Annotated in this window: 21 protein-coding genes; 6 read left to right on the top strand and 15 right to left on the bottom strand. The window is 62.1% G+C overall.

Annotation, left to right across the window (positions count from 1 at the left end):
- Positions 1-65: 65 nt before the first annotated feature.
- The 11 genes from ccoP to GO615_RS00325 all read right to left on the bottom strand — a co-directional run bounded on the left by ccoP (position 66) and on the right by GO615_RS00325 (position 9,790).
- Positions 66-971, bottom strand: coding sequence for a cytochrome-c oxidase, cbb3-type subunit III (gene ccoP, locus GO615_RS00375; RefSeq protein ID WP_169125066.1), 906 nt, complete (start codon positions 969-971; stop codon positions 66-68).
- Between the two features lie 2 nt (positions 972-973).
- Positions 974-1,153, bottom strand: coding sequence for a cbb3-type cytochrome oxidase subunit 3 (locus tag GO615_RS00370; RefSeq protein WP_169125065.1), 180 nt, complete (start codon positions 1,151-1,153; stop codon positions 974-976).
- A gap of 17 nt (positions 1,154-1,170) precedes the next feature.
- Entirely contained in the window at positions 1,171-1,803 is a 633-nt protein-coding gene (gene ccoO, locus GO615_RS00365; protein ID WP_169125064.1) for a cytochrome-c oxidase, cbb3-type subunit II, read from the bottom strand.
- Between the two features lie 15 nt (positions 1,804-1,818).
- The gene (gene ccoN / locus GO615_RS00360) at positions 1,819-3,243 is read right to left on the bottom strand and encodes a cytochrome-c oxidase, cbb3-type subunit I (RefSeq protein ID WP_169125063.1); all 1,425 of its coding nucleotides are present in this window, start codon (positions 3,241-3,243) and stop codon (positions 1,819-1,821) included.
- 91 nt (positions 3,244-3,334) lie between these two features.
- Complete coding sequence (locus GO615_RS00355; protein ID WP_169125062.1) at positions 3,335-3,664, bottom strand: hypothetical protein; 330 nt, start codon at positions 3,662-3,664, stop codon at positions 3,335-3,337.
- Positions 3,633-3,836: a cbb3-type cytochrome oxidase assembly protein CcoS gene (ccoS, locus tag GO615_RS00350; RefSeq protein WP_169125061.1), complete on the bottom strand. Its 204-nt coding sequence runs from the start codon at positions 3,834-3,836 to the stop codon at positions 3,633-3,635. Before ccoS ends, GO615_RS00355 begins: the two co-directional genes overlap by 32 nt.
- Positions 3,837-3,842: 6 nt before the next feature.
- Positions 3,843-6,323, bottom strand: coding sequence for a heavy metal translocating P-type ATPase (locus GO615_RS00345; RefSeq protein WP_169125060.1), 2,481 nt, complete (start codon positions 6,321-6,323; stop codon positions 3,843-3,845).
- A 181-nt stretch (positions 6,324-6,504) separates the two neighbouring features.
- Complete coding sequence (locus GO615_RS00340) at positions 6,505-7,272, bottom strand: 3-hydroxyacyl-CoA dehydrogenase (RefSeq protein WP_169125059.1); 768 nt, start codon at positions 7,270-7,272, stop codon at positions 6,505-6,507.
- A gap of 94 nt (positions 7,273-7,366) precedes the next feature.
- Positions 7,367-7,906 (bottom strand): CoA pyrophosphatase, encoded by a 540-nt coding sequence (locus tag GO615_RS00335; protein ID WP_339380015.1) that lies wholly within the window; start codon positions 7,904-7,906, stop codon positions 7,367-7,369.
- A gap of 90 nt (positions 7,907-7,996) precedes the next feature.
- Complete coding sequence (locus GO615_RS00330) at positions 7,997-8,656, bottom strand: retropepsin-like aspartic protease family protein (RefSeq protein ID WP_169125058.1); 660 nt, start codon at positions 8,654-8,656, stop codon at positions 7,997-7,999.
- Between the two features lie 102 nt (positions 8,657-8,758).
- Positions 8,759-9,790: a sensor histidine kinase gene (locus tag GO615_RS00325; protein WP_169125057.1), complete on the bottom strand. Its 1,032-nt coding sequence runs from the start codon at positions 9,788-9,790 to the stop codon at positions 8,759-8,761.
- Positions 9,791-10,024: 234 nt separating this feature from the next.
- Between GO615_RS00325 and GO615_RS29150 the strand changes: the two genes are divergently transcribed.
- The 6 genes from GO615_RS29150 to GO615_RS00295 are packed head-to-tail and all read left to right on the top strand — an operon-like array spanning position 10,025 to position 16,605.
- Positions 10,025-10,477, top strand: a complete 453-nt coding sequence (locus GO615_RS29150) for a type IV pilin protein (RefSeq protein WP_169125056.1) — start codon at positions 10,025-10,027, stop codon at positions 10,475-10,477.
- A gap of 2 nt (positions 10,478-10,479) precedes the next feature.
- A complete protein-coding gene (locus GO615_RS29145; protein WP_169125188.1) occupies positions 10,480-10,965 on the top strand; it encodes a GspH/FimT family pseudopilin in 486 nt (161 codons plus the stop codon).
- On the top strand, positions 10,962-11,555 hold the full coding sequence (gene pilV / locus GO615_RS00310; RefSeq protein ID WP_169125055.1) for a type IV pilus modification protein PilV: 594 nt from the start codon (positions 10,962-10,964) through the stop codon (positions 11,553-11,555). Before GO615_RS29145 ends, pilV begins: the two co-directional genes overlap by 4 nt.
- A 6-nt stretch (positions 11,556-11,561) precedes the next feature.
- Positions 11,562-12,578 (top strand): PilW family protein, encoded by a 1,017-nt coding sequence (locus tag GO615_RS00305; RefSeq protein WP_281358684.1) that lies wholly within the window; start codon positions 11,562-11,564, stop codon positions 12,576-12,578.
- Entirely contained in the window at positions 12,575-13,183 is a 609-nt protein-coding gene (locus GO615_RS00300) for a hypothetical protein (protein WP_169125054.1), read from the top strand. Before GO615_RS00305 ends, GO615_RS00300 begins: the two co-directional genes overlap by 4 nt.
- Before the next feature lie 38 nt (positions 13,184-13,221).
- A complete protein-coding gene (locus GO615_RS00295) occupies positions 13,222-16,605 on the top strand; it encodes a pilus assembly protein (protein WP_169125053.1) in 3,384 nt (1,127 codons plus the stop codon).
- A gap of 100 nt (positions 16,606-16,705) precedes the next feature.
- Here GO615_RS00295 and GO615_RS00290 read toward each other — a convergent pair whose 3' ends face one another.
- The 4 genes from GO615_RS00290 to ppnP form a co-directional block, all read right to left on the bottom strand.
- The gene (locus tag GO615_RS00290; RefSeq protein WP_169125052.1) at positions 16,706-17,302 is read right to left on the bottom strand and encodes a GspH/FimT family pseudopilin; all 597 of its coding nucleotides are present in this window, start codon (positions 17,300-17,302) and stop codon (positions 16,706-16,708) included.
- A gap of 359 nt (positions 17,303-17,661) precedes the next feature.
- Positions 17,662-17,859 carry a YjfB family protein gene (locus GO615_RS00285; protein ID WP_169125051.1) on the bottom strand — a complete coding sequence of 66 codons (198 nt, stop codon included), beginning with the start codon at positions 17,857-17,859 and terminating at the stop codon, positions 17,662-17,664.
- Between the two features lie 17 nt (positions 17,860-17,876).
- Positions 17,877-18,362 (bottom strand): YajQ family cyclic di-GMP-binding protein, encoded by a 486-nt coding sequence (locus GO615_RS00280; protein WP_169125050.1) that lies wholly within the window; start codon positions 18,360-18,362, stop codon positions 17,877-17,879.
- A 21-nt stretch (positions 18,363-18,383) separates the two neighbouring features.
- Entirely contained in the window at positions 18,384-18,707 is a 324-nt protein-coding gene (gene ppnP, locus GO615_RS00275) for a pyrimidine/purine nucleoside phosphorylase (protein WP_169125049.1), read from the bottom strand.
- Between the last annotated feature and the right edge of the window lie 10 nt (positions 18,708-18,717).

Genomic DNA, 18,717 nt, shown 5'->3' with positions numbered 1-18,717 from the left:
TAGAATTTTCCCCGGGGCGAACCCCGGGGACTTGAGCAGCGGTGCAGCTAATTCAGGACTTCGACTTACTTAGCGGCAGCTTGGTTCGAGAGGCCATACACATACGAGGCCAACAGGTGGACCTTGGCCTCGCCGAGGAACTCGCCGAATCCGGGCATGCGGTTGGTGCGACCGTTTTGCACCGTTTCCGTCATGACGGCCTCGGTCGAACCATACAGCCAGTCACCGTCGGTCAGGTTCGGAGCCCCCATCGCCTGGGTACCCTTCCCCTCGGGGCCGTGGCAGGCAACGCAGTTCTGCTGGAACAGCTCCGCCCCGCGCTGGGCGCGCAGCGAATCATGCGCCAGCCCCGACAACGAACGCACGTAGTTCACCACGTCCTTGACCCCTTCGGCGCCCAGCACGGGCCCGAACGGCGGCATCATGCCCATGCGCCCGCCGGTGATCGTGGTCTTGATCGTCTCGGCCTCGCCCCCCCAGTTCCATGCCTTGTCGGTCAGGTTCGGGAAACCCTTCGCACCGCGGGCGTCCGCGCCGTGACACTGCGCACAGTAGGTCACGAACAGGCGCTTGCCCGCGCCGCGCGCCTCCTCGTCGGCGGCGACCGCCGCCACGTCCATGCCCTGGTACTTGGCAAAGATCGGGGCGTAACGCTCCTCGGCCTGGCGCATCTCGGTCTCGTACTGACCGACCGCGCTCCAGCCGAGCACGCCCTTGGTATTGCCGAAGCCCGGATACATCGCCAGATAAGCCACGGCAAAGATCAGGGTGATCCAGAAAAGGTACAACCACCAACGCGGCAGCGGGTTGTTGTACTCGGCGAGGTTTTCGTCCCAAACGTGACCGTGCAGTTCGACCGGCCCGGTTTCCCGCTTGTTGTTCGACATGAGCACGAACAGGCAGAACAGCAGGCTCAGGCCCACCAGGCCCATCACATACGCGTTCCAGAAGCCGCTAATAAAGTCAGCCATTTTTATCCTTCCTTGCTGTGCCGGCCCCCGGGGAGGGCCGGCGCATCGTCATCGGTGAAGGGAAGTCGCGCCGCCTCCTCGAAGCCAGCCCGTGCGCTCCTGCTGTATGCCCATACGCAGATGGCGACGAAACACGCCAGGCCGAGCACGGTGACCAGTGACCGGAGATCGTTGATATCCACGGCGCTTCTCCTTTTCCTTACTTGAAGTTCGACAGTGCGATGCCCAGCCCCTGGAGGTAGGCAACGATGGCGTCCATTTCCGACTTGCCCTCGAGCGCGGCGCGCGCACCGGCGATTTGCTCGGCGGTGTAGGGGTGTCCCAGCGTCTGCAGCGCGCGCATCTTGTCCTCGATGTCGTCTGCCTTGACCGGACGCTGCAGCCACGGGAATGCGGGCATGTTCGACTCCGGCACGACATCGCGCGGATTGATCAGGTGCACCCGATGCCATTCATCCGAATAACGGCCGCCGACACGCGCGAGATCCGGACCGGTGCGCTTGGAGCCCCACTGGAACGGACGGTCGTAGATGTATTCGCCCGCGACCGAGTAGTGGCCGTAACGTTCGGTTTCCGCGCGGAAGGGGCGGATCATCTGCGAATGGCAGTTGTAGCAGCCTTCGCGCACGTAGATGTCGCGTCCCACCAGGCGCAGCGGTTCGTAGGGCTTCACGTCGAGCGGCTTGCCGGTACGGTCGATCGCCGTCGTCGTGGTCTTCTGGAAGAACAGCGGAACGATCTCGACGAGACCGCCGACGCTGACCGTCAGAAGGGTCAGCACGATCAGCCAGCCGACGCTGCGCTCGATGAATTCATGTTTCGATTGAGCCATGTTCTGTCTCTCCGATTAAGCGTGAGCGGCAGCGGGGGCGACCACGGGCGCCTCGTACGCCTTCTCGCCTGCCATCGTCTTGACCATGTTGTAGAACATGATGAGCATGCCGGTCAGGAACATCACCCCGCCTGCGAGGCGGATCGCCCAGAAGGGATAGCTCGCCTTCACGCTCTCGACAAAGGAATAGGTCAGCGTGCCGTCCGGGTTCGTCGCGCGCCACATCAGCCCCTGCATCACGCCGGCGATCCACATCGAGGCGATGTAGAGAACGATGCCGATCGTCGCGATCCAGAAGTGCGTGTTGATCAGCCCGACCGAGTACATCTGGGTCTTGCCGTACATGCGCGGGATCAGGTAGTACATCGAACCGATAGAGATCATCGCGACCCAGCCGAGCGCGCCCGAATGCACGTGACCGACGGTCCAGTCGGTGTAGTGCGACAGGGCATTGACCGTCTTGATCGACATCATCGGACCTTCGAAGGTCGACATGCCGTAGAAGGACAGCGCGGTGATCAGGAACTTGAGGATCGGATCGGTACGCAGCTTGTGCCATGCGCCCGAAAGCGTCATCACGCCGTTGATCATGCCACCCCACGACGGCGCCAGCAGGATCAGCGAGAAGATCATGCCCACCGACTGGGTCCAGTCGGGCAGCGCCGTGTAGTGCAGGTGGTGCGGACCCGCCCACATGTAGGTGAAGATCAGCGCCCAGAAGTGCACCACCGACAGGCGATAGGAATACACCGGACGCTCGGCCTGCTTCGGCACGAAGTAGTACATCATGCCGAGGAAGCCCGCAGTCAGGAAGAAGCCCACTGCGTTGTGGCCGTACCACCACTGGATCATCGCGTCCTGCACGCCGGCGTAGGCCGAGTAGGACTTCGTCAGACTGACCGGCAGCGCGGCGCTATTGACGATGTGCAGCAGCGCGACCGTGAGGATGAAGCCGCCGAAGAACCAGTTCGCTACGTAGATGTGGCTGGTCTTGCGCTTGGCGATCGTGCCGAAGAACACGATTGCATACGACACCCACACCACTGCGATCAGGATGTCGATCGGCCATTCGAGCTCGGCATATTCCTTGCCGGACGTGAAGCCCAGCGGCAGGGAGATCGCCGCCAGCACGATCACCAGCTGCCAGCCCCAGAAGGTGAAGCTTGCGAGCCAGGGTGCGAACAGCGGCGTATGACAGGTCCGCTGGACCACGAAATACGAGGTCGCGAACAGCGCACAACCGCCAAATGCAAAGATCACGGCGTTCGTATGGAGCGGACGCAGCCTGCCGAAATGCAGCCACTCGCCCAGATTGAGCTCGGGCCAGACAAGCTGCGCTGCGACGATCACCCCCACCAGCATGCCCACCACGCCCCACACCACTGTCATGATGGAGAACTGGCGGACGACGTTGTAGTTATAAGTCGCCTGCGATTGCATGGAACTCCCCTTGAGATGAAGAAAACTTCAGCACCAGTCCGGGAGAGCATGTGCAACGGCTCGCCACGGGCTCGTGACAACGGCCGACATTCTATTGCACTGCAGTAGTGGGTGAAAATACCCAATTACAAAAAAAACCTGTTGCCAGCATGGTTTTAATTACTGCATCATAGCCCATGCTTTCGGGCAAAAAAAAAGGGTGCGCATCAAGCGCACCCCCAACCCCAACAGAGAGACAAAAATTCCTTACGTGATTGGCGCGATCGAATCGCGACGCGCCAATCTCGAAAACCGTTGGAAAAGTATGCCAATCCTCCTTCTCCGGGGCGTTGACGTAGGTCAACAAACCCCGCTCGATGAGCGGAGGACGTGTTTCCCCACCATGGGGATCACTGTTTTCCGACCTGCGCGGGAGGGTCATCGGACTGTTCCGGTTTACGGCCTTCGGGCTGGTCGCGGTCGTCCATGAGCATGCGATAGGCGGGGCCTTCCATGTCATCGTACTGACCCGAGCGCAACGACCACCAGAAGATTACGCCGATCACGAACACCAGCACCACCGAAAGCGGCACGAGGATGTAAAGACTTTCCATATACGTTCAATTTACCCGGCGTTGATTCTGCAGGCGCAGGGCATTTAGCACGACAAGCAGCGAACTTCCCGCCATGCCTATACCGGCCATCCAGGGCGTGACCAGGCCCGCCATCGCGAGCGGGACCGAAGTGAAATTGTAGGCAAACGACCACCACAGGTTCTGGCGGATGACCCTGAGAGTGCGCCGGGCCAGATCCACGCCACGCCCCAGCCCCGCAAGGTTCTCGCTGAGCAGCACGATGTCGCCCTGGTTGCGGGCGAGTTCGGTCCCTCCGCCCATCGCCACCGAAACATGTGCCTGCGCGAGGACCGGCGCATCATTCACGCCGTCGCCGACCATGGCGACAATGGCTGACGGATCGGCCTGCAGTCCTGCGATGAAGTCCCGCTTACCCTGAGGCGTCATCCCGCCGTGCGCTTCATCCAGCCCCAGGCGTGCGGCGACCGCGGCCGCAACGGTTTGTGTGTCGCCGCTCAGCACGGTAGTGCGGACGCCTTCCGCGGCCAGCTTCGCGCACAGCTCGCCGGCCTCCGGACGCGGAGTGTCGGCCAGACGGAAAAGCCCCAGCCAGCCCCCCCGCCCGCCGAGCGCGACGACGGAACCGCCGCGACCCGACATCGCATCGAGACTCGGAGGCAGATCGCCGCCGAGATGCGCCGCCACGTAGTCGGGACGCCCCAGCCAGAAGCGCTCGCCCTCCACCGTTCCGGTGACCCCCTGCCCCGTCTCGGAAACGAGATCCCGGGCAACGGGGAGATCCGCGTCATCGACGGGACCGCGCAACGCCCGCGCAACCGGATGCTCGGAAGACTGCTCCAGCGCCGCGGCTATGGCCAGCAGCGGCCGGGCGTCGAGCTCGGCGAGCGGCAGCGTCTCCTCAAGCGTCAGCAGGCCCAGCGTCAGGGTGCCGGTCTTGTCGAAGACGAAATGATTTGCGTTGGCAAGCGTCTCGATCGCATGGCCGCGGGTCACGAGCACCCCCATCCGCGCCAGCGCATCGGTCGCAACGGTGAGCGCAACGGGCGTTGCGAGCGACAGTGCGCACGGACATGCCACCACCAGCACCGACACGAACACCCATAGGGCACGTGACGGATCGACGAAATACCACACCACGCCGGTAATGCACGCGAGCACCAGCAAGGCGACGATGAACACGACGGCAACCCTGTCGGACTGCTGCGCGATCGCCGGCTTCTCGCTCGCAGCACGCTCCATCAGTCGCTGGATGGCCGCGAGACGGGTCGAATCGCCGGTCTGCTCCACCCGGATGGCCAGCGGGCTGGAGATGTTGATGCTCCCCCCCGTCACCTCGCTGCCGACCGACTTGAGCACCGGCAGGCTCTCCCCGGTGAGGAGCGCCTCGTTCGCATCGCTGCGGCCGTCGATCACGACACCGTCGGCAGGTACAACCTCGCCGGGACGAACGCGCAAGACGTCGCCCACCGCGAGTTGCGACACGGGAACGCGCTCGCCGGTCAGAGACGGCCAGCCGGGAAGGCGCTCGGCGAAGGCAGGCAGCACCTTCCCCAGCTCCTCCACGCCGCGCACGGCCCGCTGCCGCGCAATCATTTCGAGATAGCGCCCGCACAGCAGGAAGAACACGAACATCGTCACCGAGTCGAAATAGACTTCGCCCCCGCTGGTCAGGGTTGCCCAGACACTCGCGATGAACGCGCTGCCCACCCCCAGCGCCACCGGGACGTCCATGCCCAAACGACGCAACCTGATATCACGCAGTGCACGCCGGAAGAACGGCGCAGCCGAGTACAGGACCACAGGCAGGGTCAGCACCAGGCTCGCCCAGCGCATCAGCAATTCGATGTCGGGCGTCAGGTCGCCTTCACCGGCGATGTACGCCGGGAAGGCATACATCATCACCTGCATCATGCCAAAGCCTGCAACGAACAGGCGCCACAGCATCGAGCGGCGTTCGCGTTGCGCGATCTGCTCGGAACGCTCCGCATCATAGGGATAGGCTCGGTAACCGATCGCCTGGATCGCCGCGAGGATGTCCGACAGCCGCGTCCGGCGCTCGTCCCAGCGCACTCGCGCACGCCGCGTCGCGTAATTGATATCGACCAGCGAAACACCCGGCTGACGTGACACATGCTGCTCGTTCAGCCAGACGCAGGCTGCACAGGTGATCCCCTCGAGGATCAGCGACGCCTCACGCTCATGCTCGCCGACGGGCTCGACGAAGCTCTTCTGGAAGTCCGGATGGTCGAACAGCCCGAGCTCCTGCAATTCCGCAGGCAGCGCCTCCTTCTGCGGCTCGGGCATCGCGTCGCGGTGCCGGTAGTAGTCGCTGAGCCCGTTATCGACGATCGATCGTGCGACCGCTTCGCAGCCCACGCAACACATCCGCCGCTCGACGCCGTCGATCGCGACGTAGTGGCTGGATTGCGAGGGGACGGGCAGGCCGCAGTGGTAGCACTCCTCGACAGGAGATGCAGCAGGGAGAGCGTTTTCGGACGAAGTCATCGGGACGGGCGGAAGGGAGCCGGACAGGCAGCCGCTGCAGCGCAGCATGAAGCCGGGAGGATCGCACTTTTAGCACACTTACCCGATCCCGACCAAGACCATCCCAGTTGGCCACAAAAACGCGGGGGGCGGCCGGAATCGGCTCGCCCCCCGGCCCCGGTCGCGAGGCCGGAACGTAAAATTACTTCGCCGTCATTCGGATCGCGCCGTCCAGGCGGATCGTCTCGCCGTTCAGGTAGGCGTTCTCGACGATGTGGCGTACGAGCGCCGCATACTCCGACGGACGCCCCATGCGCGACGGGAACGGCACGGTCTTGCCGAGCGAGTCCTGCACCTCCTGCGGCATTCCCATCAGCATCGGCGTCTCCATGATGCCCGGCGCGATCGTCATCACCCGGATGCCGAATCGTGCGAGCTCGCGCGCGACCGGCAGCGTCAGCCCGACGACGCCGGCCTTGGATGCCGCATAGGCGGCCTGCCCGATCTGACCGTCGTAGGCCGCAACCGAGGCGGTGCTGACGATCACGCCACGCTCGCCCTCTTCGTTCGGAGCCGCCTTGCTCATCACGTCCGCAGCCAACCGCATCATGTTGAAGCTGCCGATCAGGTTGACGTTGATCGTACGGGCGAAGGTCTCCAGGCGGTGCGGGGCGTCGCGTCCGACCACCTTCTCTGCAGGGGCGATGCCGGCGCAATTCACGAGTCCGTGCAGCCCGCCGAACTCACCTACCGCGCGCTCGATCGCCGCCTTGGCGCTCTCCTCGCTGGTCACGTCGGTCTGCGCAAACACCACGTTTGCGCCGAGTTCCTTCGCGAGCGCTTCCCCTCCCTCGCGGTTGACGTCGGCAAGAACCACCTTGCCGCCTGCCGCCACGAGCATGCGCGCCGTTGCCGCGCCAAGACCGGAACCGCCGCCGGTCACCACGAATACGCTGTTTTCGATCTTCATGCCGAACTCCTCTCCATCGCCGTCCACATGCGGCGACACGGAGGCGCAAAATAATTGCAGTTGACGTCAACGTCAACTACCGCCGCCGGTCGCCCTACTCCCTCTCGCCCAGAAATCTGTACAGGGATACGAGGATTCCTGCCGTCGCACCCCAGATGAAGTACTCGCCATAGGGCATCGCGTAATACTCGCGCATCCTTCCCTGGTACTCCGCCCTGTGCTTCTGATGCCTGGCCGGATCGAGAAAATGTGCGAGGGGCACCTCGAACGCCTCGGCAACCTCGAAACTATCGAGCCTCAGATCAAAGGGCGGATGCACCAACCCGACCACCGGCGTGATGCGGAACCCCGTGCCGGTGCGGTATTCCGGGAGCTCCCCGAGCAACTCGACACAATCGGGGTCCAGACCGATCTCCTCCTCCGTCTCGCGTAGCGCCGTCATCACCGCCGAAACGTCGGTCTCCTCCACCCTTCCGCCGGGAAAACTGATCTGCCCGGGATGATGGTGCAGGTGATCCGTGCGGCGCGTCAGCAGCACTGTCAGGGCCTCCGCGCGCGCGACGACCGGCACGAGCACCGCCGCCGGCCTCAGGTTCGTCACCGGCGGGCTGCCATCCTCGTGCACCGGTTCGATCGGCCGCGCCTCGGTGAATTGCCGACGCAACCACTCCGCATCCCGGAATTCACCCGAACGCACGCCTTCCCTCTCTGTCACGCCCACCTCTCAGAACCGTTTGCGCAGCGTCAGGCGATCGCCTTCGCGCTGCATGTCCATGCGACTGAGGAAACTCATCCCGAGCAGCACGAACGGAAGGTCGTTCTCGTGAATCAGCCCGTCGACGCCGTGCAAGGTGACGTCGCCGACGCGCACGGTATCCAGCCTCACCTTCCACACGCGCGCCGGGCCGCTGGCCGTCTGGCTCACACCTCCCGTACCCTTGCGATAGTCGATTCCGGCACGACGCGCGTCCGATGCGCCCATCGAAACCATGCTCGCGCCCGTATCCACGAGGAAGCGGACCGATGCACCGTTGATGCTACCGCTGGAAAAATGGTGCCCACGCGCATCCGCAACGAGACTGACCGCCGCCGCACCGCTCTGGTCGCCGGCACCGCTGCGGACCGGGCCAGCGCCCAGCGCCACCCTCTGCCTCTTTCCTCCGATCTCGACGACCGCCGCACCCTCGGCCACCTCGATCAGCCGCAGTCCGTCGCGGGTCTGCTCGCCCACCGCCAGCGTACGGGGAGCACCACCATCCACGACCAGCACCGCCTTCCTGCCGAAAAGGCCGACCAGCTCCACATCCGCCGCCAGCGCCACGTGCGACGCCACAATGGCGACGACCATGAACGACATCCGAAACAACATGACCAGTCCGACCATCTTCCACCTACCGGATTTGACCCCCACCCGTGCGCCCTATTGCGCGCACGCCTCGACCGACCAGCCTACCTTTTCGCCTCCCGACTGCCAAATCGCGAAGCCTCACGCCACCTGAGCGGCTGTGCGCGCGCCCCGCAACGGCACGCACACCTTGACGACGAACAGGTTGTCGCGTGCCGAGATATGCAGGGTTCCCTCCGCATCGAAATACAGGCCGAGTCGCTCCTCGATGTTGGCAAGCGCAATCCTGTTTCCCGAAGGCACCGGCGACTCGCCGCCACAGGTCGAGTTGGTGACCTCGATGACGAGCTCGCTTGCGCCCGCACGGATCTCTACATGTACATCGCCACCGGCGGCAAATGGCTCGACGCCGTAACGGACTGCGTTCTCGAGCAGGGGTTGCAGGACCAGGATCGGGACATTCACCGACACAGGCGCATCTTCGCGGGCCCAATGCACCCGCAGGCGCTCCCCCAGCCGCAGCTGCTCGATCTGCAGATAGGCCTCGGCGAGGCGGATCTCGTCGGCGAGCGGAACGAGGGAGCGACTGTCCTTGAGCAGGGCACGGAAGAGGTCCGACATGTCGAGCAGCACCTGTTCGGCCAGACGCGGATCCTGCCTCACCAGCGAAACCGCCGTATTCAGACTGTTGAACAGGAAATGCGGCCGGATGCGCGACTGCAGCGCGATCAGGCGCGCCTTCGCGAGGGCCGGAGAGAGAACGCGCTGACGCCAGTTGAAGTAGCCCAGGATCACCCCCGCGAGAAGACCCGCGATCGCCGCAGACTTCAGCACCGCCCCCCAGGGGACCACGCCCACCCAGGCATGGAAGGCGAGGTCCAGCCCGCCGGAGACGATCGCAGTGACGGCCACGACAGCACCGACGCCACGCCGGTACGGAATTCGTGCGAGAAGGGGCGAAAACAGGAACAACAACAGCACGATCGCCAGCAGGGCCAACTCGAACGGCAGTGCCGCCCCCCCGATCCCCTTCAGAGCCTCGATCACATCCGGGGAGTGGGCCGCAAGCGCTACGAGATTTGCGGCCTCGGCAATGACGAGGATGCGCAACAGCACGCCCAGATTGCGAAAATCCGGAAGGGTCACGACGTCGTGCGATGGTGGGCTGTCCAACGAAATCAAGCTCCTCAAGAACGAAACCAGCTGCCGCCGCGTCGGCCACGCTGCCGAGTTATCGTGCCCGCGCGCTTCTCGCCACCGCCGCAAGCGATGCCTGGGGATGCTACGTCGCCACTCATACGCAGAAAACAGACGCTCATCGGACGCTACTTCTGCTTTGACCTGACTTTGACTAGCCTCTACCCAGGATGCAGTTCCGACCATACCATCCACGTACCCCTTAATGCCATGGACCTGATCGTGAACGCAAAACAACCCGCACACCAGCCGATCCGCAACGGCTTCACGCTGATCGAAGTGATGATCGTCGTCGCGATCATCGGCATTCTCGCCGCCGTTGCCTATCCCGCCTACACGTCCTACCTCGTGAGAGCGAATCGCAGCGTCACCACGGCGTACCTTCTCGACATTGCGACGCGGCAGCAGCAATACCGCCTCGACGCACGCACATTCGGCTCGCTGAGCGACATCGGCATGAGCACACCGCCGTCCGAAGTCAGCAAGCACTATGCGATCAGCCTGGACGGAGCCCCGACCGCGACCGCTTTCACCGTTCAAGCGGTACCGACGGGCGCCCAACTTGCACAGGACGCAAAATGCGGCACCCTGAGCATCAACCAGGCCGGAAACAAGGGGATTTCCGGTTCCGGTAGCGCAGCGGACTGCTGGGGCGGTCGGTAATCATGAACACGACGACTGTAAGCGGCCACCTGAAGACGCCGGCCCGCGCGACGGGTTTCTCGCTCATCGAACTGATGGTCGTCGTGGCGATACTGGGAATTGTCGCCGCGATCGGTTACCCATCGTTCCAGGAGCTGCTCGCGTCACAGCGCGTTCGCGCGGCATCGTCGGCGCTCTACGACTCGATGCTCGTCGCCCGAAGCGAAGCACTGAAGAGCAACGCGACTGCCAGTTTCGCGCTAACCGGGAGCGATCTTGCAAAGGGCTGGACGATCCAGGTCGGCGGTCAGGCCGTACATTCGCAATCGGCGCTCGCGGGGCTGAGCTTCAGTCCGGCAAACCCCACGATCGTCTTCGGCGCTACCGGCCGACTGACGAGCGGCGCAAATACCGCGATTACCGTGTCAACCAGCGGAACGAACGTAAAGCGCTGCATCCGCCTCGATACCACCGGCAGACCGCGACTGACCGAGGGAGCATGTTCATGAACCGTAGCCATCCCTACAACGGGCGGGGACATCCGCAGAAAGGTTTCAGCCTGCTCGAAGTGCTCGTTTCGATCGTAATCCTGGCAATCGGGCTTCTCGGACTCGCAGGCCTGCAGACCAAGGCGAACGAAGTCGAAATGGAGGCCTATCAGCGCTCGGTGGCGCTGATGCTGGTGCAGGACATGGCGGACCGTGTTTCCGCAGGACGCAAATACGTGGATACGTTCAAGACGCAAAGTCTGGTCACCTACGGCGTTGGCGACGGCCAGCCCACCGCGTGCGCGGACACTGCCGACGTCAGCGCGCAGCTCTGCGAATGGAGCAATGCGATGAAGGGCGCGGCAGAAGCGACAGCGAAAGGGAACATCGGAGCTCCGATCGGCATGCGTGGCTGCCTGATCTCGGTCCCGCCCACGGACGATGCACTCGGCGAATTTTTCGTTGTCGGCGTCTGGCAAGGGCTGATGCCCACGGCCTCACCACCGGCCAATACGCCTGGAGCTCAGTGCGCCGCAGACATCGACTTCGGCGCCGGCCTGCGGCGGGCAGTCGTCACGCGTGTCCTCATTCCCAAACAAGTTGCCGGGTAAGCCATCATGCACGCAGCTGGATTTCTCGCACTACCCCGCATCCGAGTTTTCCGATCGCGCGAGAGGGGCATCTCGCTCATCGAAATGATGATCGCCATGACCTTAGGGTTACTGGTGATCGGTGCGATGACGACCATCTTCATCAACAACAGCCAAGCTCGGCGTGAACTGGACAAAGCCGCCCAGCAGCTTGAGAACGGCCGCTACGCAATCCAGCTCCTGCGCGACGAGATCTCGATGGGGGGATTTTACGACGCCATCGCCAGCCTTCAGGGCACACCGGCATCCACGACTGCCAACCCGTGCTCGACCGATGTGGATGTCTGGAAAGGGTCGATGGATATCGCTGTGCAAGGTTTTACCCCGGAGACTTTCCCATGCCCGATTTCGGCAAAGAGCGGAACCGGGTTGCTGTTTGTGCAGCGTGCATCCACCGCGATTACTGCACCCGACGCGCTCAACCCGGACAACGGCTATCTGCAAGTATCCCTGTGCGGCGACGAGTATGTCAGTGCAGTGACCGACAAACCGTTCCGGGTGAAGAACGGGTCAGGCACTTTCGATCTCATGCAGATCGACTGCAAGACGACAAATCGGGCTCCGATTCGCCAGTACTTGCGCAGGGCGTTCTTCATCGCCAGCAACAACGTTGCGGGTGACAGCATCCCCACCCTGAAACGGGCCGATTTTCGTGCCGTGGCGCTCGGAAGCACCAATCCCGACGTCCAGGCCATGGTCGAAGGCATCGAGGACATCCACTTCGAATACGCGATCGATACCAGCGGAGACGGATCACCCGATCTCTTCAGCGACACCCCGACCGCGGTTCAGCTCCCCCACATCGTCGGCGTCCGCCTGTGGTTGCTCGCTCGCGCGCTCGAGCCAACTCCCGGTTACGACGCCAGCACCAAGACCTTCACGCTCGGTCCGAAGGCCCCCGTCACGTTCGCCGACAACTACAAACGGCACGTCTTCAGCACTTATGTCGAACTGATCCATCCCGTGGCGCGGAGAACGAAATGATGCATCCACGAGCGCGCGCACCGCAGCGGGGCGCGGTACTTTTCGTTGGCCTGATCATGCTCATCCTGATCACCCTGCTGGCCGTGTCGGCAATCCGCCTTGCGAACACGAACCTCCTCGTCGTGGGGAACGAGCAGTTCCAAAAGGAGGCGGAGGACGCAGCGAATTACCACCTCGACGTGGCCCTCAACTCGAATGAATTCACGGCGCGGAATGTTTCCCGCGACGTGCAGCTCCCCGCTTTTGATGGTGCGGCCGTTACACCCGAAACCAGCTACAAAGTTACCGTGCCGCCACCGACGTGCAAACGCTACCGGTACATCAAGCAAGGCGAACTGATTGCGAAGCGGACGGTGATCATCGATGGTGAAGAGAAGGAAGAGCAATATGTTCCGCCTGACAACGTCGCCTGCTTTGGCGGAAAACCGACCGACATCTTGATTATCGACCCGACAACCAACATCTCCGGCAATTCGCTGTGCGCGACATCGCTTTGGGAAATGACCGCGAACGTCGATCTTCCAGGGACCGGCGCCAAGGCGCAGGTCATTCAGGGGGTGGAGATGAGGATCGACTATGCGGAAGCCAAGGACGCCTGCGAATAACCCGCTGCGCCGAACAGAGAAGTGAACGGAGCATTAAGATGAACAGGAAACTCTCCCTCTCGATTGCACTGGCCTGCATAGGCATCAACAGCGCCATGCCGGTTTTCGGCGAGGACATCGACATTTATACGATGCCGCCAACTCCGCAGGCCGCCCCGAATGTCCTCTTGCTGCTCGACAATTCCTCGAACTGGTCGGCAGCCGACCAAGCCTGGGATAGGGAAGCGGTCAAGGCAAATTGCAATGCCAACAAGGATTGTGAGCGCTACGTAGGACTCGTCTTCGGCGACAATCTCAAGCTTGTTCAAGGCCAGGTCGAGGTTAGGGCGCTGAAGGTGGTTCTGAACGAACTCGCGTGCACGGTTACCACCGGCTATCGGCCGACGAACGTCGGTCTCATGCTGTTCAACGACGCCGGCACCGCCGACAGCACAAGCGGCGTAGCGGGATACATACGTCAACGCATTCAGCTGCTTGCCCCCTCATCCTACGGATGTACGGATCCCAAGGGAGTAATCGCAGATCTCGCGACGATCGATAGCGAACTGAGAAGCCCTGACTACAAGGTGCCCTCGTCCATCGATTACGGAAGTGCTTACTACGAGGCGTTCAAGTATTTCGGCGGCTACGCGAACACCAATGGCACTGAAGCAACCAAAATGGGGTCTCCCCCAGGGGCCACGGGCTTCGGCCCAAAGCCGTATTCGAAGCGAACCACGCTTGAAGACGTTACGGCCTTCACGTCGACAGACAAGACCGAATACGCGAGCCCGATTCCGTTGGAATCCTGCGCAAACAACTACATCGTGCTGGTGGGCAACCAATTCCCGAATCTCGAACCGAATACGGACACGAGAACCAGCCCGCCGACGCACCTAATGATGACCCGCCTCGGCTTACGCCCGACCCAACTATCAAGCGCAGCGACCTCAGGAAGGGAGATGCGCTTCGCCGATGAATGGGCGCAATTCCTCGCGCGCACCGACGTAAGTGCCGTCGCAGGTCATCAACCCGTCAAGACCTTCACGATCAATGTATTCAACCGAAAGGGCGAGGACCCCGCGCAGACCGCGCTGCTCATCAGCATGGCCACGAACGGCGGTTCTGGCGTCGGCGGTGCCTACAAGGTTAATGGCGATCTCATGGCCCTGGTCGAAGGGCTGAAGAGCATCTTTCTACAAATCAATGCCGTCAATAGTTCCTTCGCCTCCGCGTCCCTCCCGATCAGCGTCAATACGCAAGGGACGTATTTGAACCAGGTGTTCATCGGCATGTTCCGGCCCGACGTGGGGTCGCGACCGCGGTGGGCCGGCAACCTCAAGCAGTACCAATTCGCGCTGCAGCAGGTCCCCGTCGGAGAGGTCATCAAGCGTTCGCTGTTCCTCGCCGACGCAAATGGCGACCCAGCCATTGACAACGCAAACACGGGCTTCCTCCAGGCCTGCGCACGCAGTTTCTGGACGAGCGATTCAAGCAATTACTGGGAACCCATCACCGAACCGAAATCGGACACTCCGAATTTCGGCATTCCGGAAGGTAGTTGTACCAATTTCGAGGCCAACGACAGTCCTGACGGAAGAGTCGTCGAGCGCGGCGGCGCAGGACAAAAGATCCGGAAGATCTCCCCAGCAACTAGCCGACAGATTGCGACCTGCGCAGCAGCACCCAGCAATTGCACGACCAGCACCAGCTTCGCCGTATCCACCGACATGGAAAAGTGGATCCGTGGCGACAATGTCGGTGATGGGTATAACACCAAGACCGAGACTTTCTATACGAAGTATGACCCCTTCGCCGGAGCGATCAGACCAACGGCCCACGGCGGGGTGGTTCATTCCAGGCCTCTCGCCATCAATTACGGCAGCAGCGATAGCGACGACGTTGTTGTCTTCTACGGCGCAGACGACGGTCTGTTCCGAGCTATCGACGGCAGCAAGAACGAGGCGGATAGTGTCAGTGGAACGGAGCTCTGGGCATTCCTGGCACCCGAGTTCGAGGAAAGATTGACGCGCGCGCGGGACAATTACCCGTTCGTCACTTTCAAGGATGATCCGACGTCGCCAAAGGATTTCTTCTTCGACGGATCGATCGGCGCCTATATCGGCCCCAAGAACGCGGATGGCACAGGCGTACGGGTGACCTATATCCTCCCCTCGATGCGTCGGGGGGGGAAGATGATCTACGCTTTCGACGCCACGGATCACCCTGCAAAACAGGCACCGAAGCCGCTGTGGCGTTTCGGTTGCGACCAGTCCGGAAACTGCTTTGGCGGCGACAGCGCCAGGCTCGGGCAGACATGGTCAACGCCCCGAGTCGTGCGCGTCAAGAACCAGACCGCACTGTACGCAGTGTTCGGCGCCGGCTACGACGCTTGCGAAGATAGCGAACCGAGGGATTGCAGCGCGTCCACGACTGGCCGCGGCATCTTCGTCCTGGACGCCACGACCGGCGAAAGACTGCGCTATATCTCCTTCGGTGAGGCAGCCGGGCGGATTGTGGCCGACGTGGTTCCCGTGGATACCAACGATGACGGTTTCTCGGACGTCCTGTATGCCGCCGACACCTCCGGAAATCTGTGGCGCGTCAACCTGTCGAATCCCACGAAGGTGGGCACGCAATCGCCTGCCGACTGGACGGTCACCCGGGTTGCGACCATTGGTGATTGGTCCAGCGCCAATAACCGTAATCGCAAGTTCCTTTATGCACCCGATGTTGTGCGCTTCGGCATCTACAACATCATCCTGATCGGATCCGGAAATCGTGAAAAACCGCTCTATGACCCTCTTGTCGATTCGTCGAAGACATATATCGCCGCCAAGACACTGAACAGGTTCTACGGATTCTGGGACGAGTTCGCCCGCACCAGTGACTTTGTGATCATCAACGACCAGAATGATTGTGATGCCTCCGGAGACACCGCGCTAAGTACGCCGTCGTGCCAATTGATGAATACGACCGATACTACAAAAGACTACATGCCGGTGTTCCAGTCGATTGTTACTCGGCCGCGGGGATGGGTCATTGATCTCACGGATACGACAACAGCCGGCCCGAACGAACAGGTCGTGACGACACCGGCGACTGTCGGTGGGCTGGTGAATTTCAGTACATTTCAGGCAAAAAACAAGAGCAAATGCTCGTCGCTCGGAACAGCACGGGGTTACGCCGCATGCTTCCTGCATGGCGGAGCATCATGCGACACGCCGTCACCCGAAGGCACGATACGATCCGAGGAATTCGTCGGGGGTGGCCTGCCACCGTCGCCTGTGACAGGCACGGTCCTCGTTGACGGCAAGATTGTTCCCTTCATCATAGGAGGGAAGCCCGACGCCGGTGGCGGTTCCGCACTCGAAGTGAAATTGCCGCCCATCCCGATTCGCAAAGATCGCACCAAGGTGTATCGATACAAAAAGATCGACTGATCACTCGCGATGACACTTGGCGCGGGCCGTGACGATGCGGGCCGCGCCTTTCTTTTCCTGCGGGTGGCGCCGCACAGCGCGCCCCCTGTACTGGCCCTTCTCAACACGTCGCACGCGCCATGCGTGGCCGGCCAACACTGTTGATGATGATCTTGCGCGCGATACCTTCGCCGCACACAGTCAGTGTGCCAGCCTGCCAGGCGCTCGTAGCGAGTTGCTGCGAGCGTCCGGTTGCAACATAGGACACGTAGCGACCGACGCTGCCATCGCCGGTGATCCTGATTTTTCTTTGCCGCACCTCCCCGATACGCAGCAGGGCTTCGTCGGCCTCGCGCCGGCCGTTGTCGTTCGCGTCCTCGAACATGATCCATCCACGATCCCAACCTGCGACATCGGCGCAATCTTGCGCATCTTCGCTCGGACATAGGATCACCCGATGACGCCGCTTGAGCGCCTCCGAACGGGTCTGAATCACCGCGGAGAACAAATCGCTCGATGCATCGCCCACGCTCGTGTCCGTCAGGAGTCGCGCAAACGAGGGCACCGCGATCGCGGACACAATTCCAAGGATGGCCACGACCACCGCCAGTTCTACGAGCGTATATCCCCTCGATGCCCCCCGACGGCGAACCCTGAAGTCTTGCTGCACCTCCTGCCGCGTGCCCCGGGCAACGCTCATCCCCGCTTCGAAACCCATTGCGCTTCTCCCGAATTGGAATCGGCCACAATTCTATTGTCATTTTCTGAAGAAATGACAATAGAATTTACATGAATGCATTTGTCTTTCATGACAAGCTCGACGACTCAAGCAGAGAAGGAGGAGCGCAGAGGCAGGAATACGCCCCACGACTGCACGGCAGGATGCGCTGCGCGGTTGGCGCGCTACGCCAGCCAATCGTGCCCTTGGACAGGCTCGGGGCAAACGGACGCGTGCGATGCTCGATTCAAAAATTCGGGAGGAGGTGCGCAGCGTGAAGGGGTCGCAAATTCGGGCATCCGAATTTGCCCGGCCGCCACGTGACGAGCACGGCGGCCATCAACCGAGCCCGAACACGCTCAGACGAAGACGTCTATGGTGCCGCCGATGACCGCCCCCGGCGTCGGGCCGGAGGGAGGAGGAAGGGCCAGCAGGAGCTGCGCCGCATTCAGCTCCTGCAGCTCCATTGCCTTCTTGAGGACAAGCACCGAGGCCTCGGCCTTGAGGGAGGTCGATGCGTTGGCGGAAGCGATCGAAGCGACGGTCGAGATGTCCATGTCGCCTCTGACCGGCATCAATCGCGGAAGTTGCCGAACTGCAGCGGAAAGTCGGTGATGTCCTTCTTCACCAGCGCAATGGCGTCCTGCAGCACGTCGCGCTTGGCGCCTGAAACGCGAACCACGTCCCCCTGGATCGCTGCCTGGACCTTCATCTTGCTGTCCTTGAGGAGCTTGACGACCTTCTTGGCCAGATCCTGGTCGACACCGACGCGAACCTTCACTTCCTGCTTGACCTTGTTGCCCGAGATCTTCTGCACGTCACCGTAATCGAGGCAGCGCACGTCGACCTTCTTCTTGGTCATTTCGGGCAGCAGGATGGTCTTCATCTGGTCGAGCTGGAAGTCGGTGTCGCCGAACATCGTGATCAGCTTGTCGCCGAGCTCGAGCTTCGCGCTGGTGCCCTTGAAGTCGTGGCGCCCGGCAATCTTGCTGTTGGCGACATCGACGGCGTTCTTCAGCGAGGGCTGGTCGACCTCGGACATGATGTCGAAAGACGGCATGTTCGGCTCCCTGCGCGACGATCAGCCGAAGTGGCAGATGTAGTGGTAGGGCTCGCCGCTGACTTCGATATCGAAGCTCGAATTGCCCGGAACGTCGAACGACTGACCAGCGCCCCAGGTCTTCCACTCGGTCTCACCCTTCAGGCGGACGCGGCAGCTGCCACCGACACCTTCCATGATTTCGGGTGCGCCGGTATTGAAGGTCAGCGCCGCGGGCATGATGACGCCCACCGACTTGCGCGTGCCGTCGGCGAAGGTGATGGTGTGCGAGACACACTTGCCGTCGAAGTAGACGTTGGCCTTGGTCGTGACGGCGACGCCGTCGATTTTCTCGGTAGTGCTCATGAAACGAGGC

It is taken from the genome of Aromatoleum evansii (assembly GCF_012910805.1).
Classification (GTDB): domain Bacteria; phylum Pseudomonadota; class Gammaproteobacteria; order Burkholderiales; family Rhodocyclaceae; genus Aromatoleum; species Aromatoleum evansii.
Note: the sequence above shows the minus strand (reverse complement) of the source record. Positions and strands in the feature narration are given on the sequence as shown.

What these genes read in the sequence shown, in the direction of transcription:
- GO615_RS00295 (WP_169125053.1), top strand. Translation starts at nt 13,222, where the DNA reads ATGAACAGGAAACTCTCCCTCTCGATTGCACTGGCCTGCATAGGCATC.
- ccoO (WP_169125064.1), bottom strand. Translation starts at nt 1,803, where the DNA reads ATGGCTCAATCGAAACATGAATTCATCGAGCGCAGCGTCGGCTGGCTG.
- GO615_RS29145 (WP_169125188.1), top strand. Translation starts at nt 10,480, where the DNA reads ATGAACACGACGACTGTAAGCGGCCACCTGAAGACGCCGGCCCGCGCG.
- pilV (WP_169125055.1), top strand. Translation starts at nt 10,962, where the DNA reads ATGAACCGTAGCCATCCCTACAACGGGCGGGGACATCCGCAGAAAGGT.
- GO615_RS00280 (WP_169125050.1), bottom strand. Translation starts at nt 18,362, where the DNA reads ATGCCGTCTTTCGACATCATGTCCGAGGTCGACCAGCCCTCGCTGAAG.
- GO615_RS00290 (WP_169125052.1), bottom strand. Translation starts at nt 17,302, where the DNA reads ATGGGTTTCGAAGCGGGGATGAGCGTTGCCCGGGGCACGCGGCAGGAG.
- GO615_RS29150 (WP_169125056.1), top strand. Translation starts at nt 10,025, where the DNA reads ATGGACCTGATCGTGAACGCAAAACAACCCGCACACCAGCCGATCCGC.
- GO615_RS00285 (WP_169125051.1), bottom strand. Translation starts at nt 17,859, where the DNA reads ATGGACATCTCGACCGTCGCTTCGATCGCTTCCGCCAACGCATCGACC.
- ppnP (WP_169125049.1), bottom strand. Translation starts at nt 18,707, where the DNA reads ATGAGCACTACCGAGAAAATCGACGGCGTCGCCGTCACGACCAAGGCC.
- GO615_RS00355 (WP_169125062.1), bottom strand. Translation starts at nt 3,664, where the DNA reads ATGACCCTCCCGCGCAGGTCGGAAAACAGTGATCCCCATGGTGGGGAA.
- ccoS (WP_169125061.1), bottom strand. Translation starts at nt 3,836, where the DNA reads ATGGAAAGTCTTTACATCCTCGTGCCGCTTTCGGTGGTGCTGGTGTTC.
- GO615_RS00305 (WP_281358684.1), top strand. Translation starts at nt 11,562, where the DNA reads ATGCACGCAGCTGGATTTCTCGCACTACCCCGCATCCGAGTTTTCCGA.
- ccoP (WP_169125066.1), bottom strand. Translation starts at nt 971, where the DNA reads ATGGCTGACTTTATTAGCGGCTTCTGGAACGCGTATGTGATGGGCCTG.
- GO615_RS00340 (WP_169125059.1), bottom strand. Translation starts at nt 7,272, where the DNA reads ATGAAGATCGAAAACAGCGTATTCGTGGTGACCGGCGGCGGTTCCGGT.
- GO615_RS00300 (WP_169125054.1), top strand. Translation starts at nt 12,575, where the DNA reads ATGATGCATCCACGAGCGCGCGCACCGCAGCGGGGCGCGGTACTTTTC.
- GO615_RS00330 (WP_169125058.1), bottom strand. Translation starts at nt 8,656, where the DNA reads ATGGTCGGACTGGTCATGTTGTTTCGGATGTCGTTCATGGTCGTCGCC.
- GO615_RS00345 (WP_169125060.1), bottom strand. Translation starts at nt 6,323, where the DNA reads ATGACTTCGTCCGAAAACGCTCTCCCTGCTGCATCTCCTGTCGAGGAG.
- ccoN (WP_169125063.1), bottom strand. Translation starts at nt 3,243, where the DNA reads ATGCAATCGCAGGCGACTTATAACTACAACGTCGTCCGCCAGTTCTCC.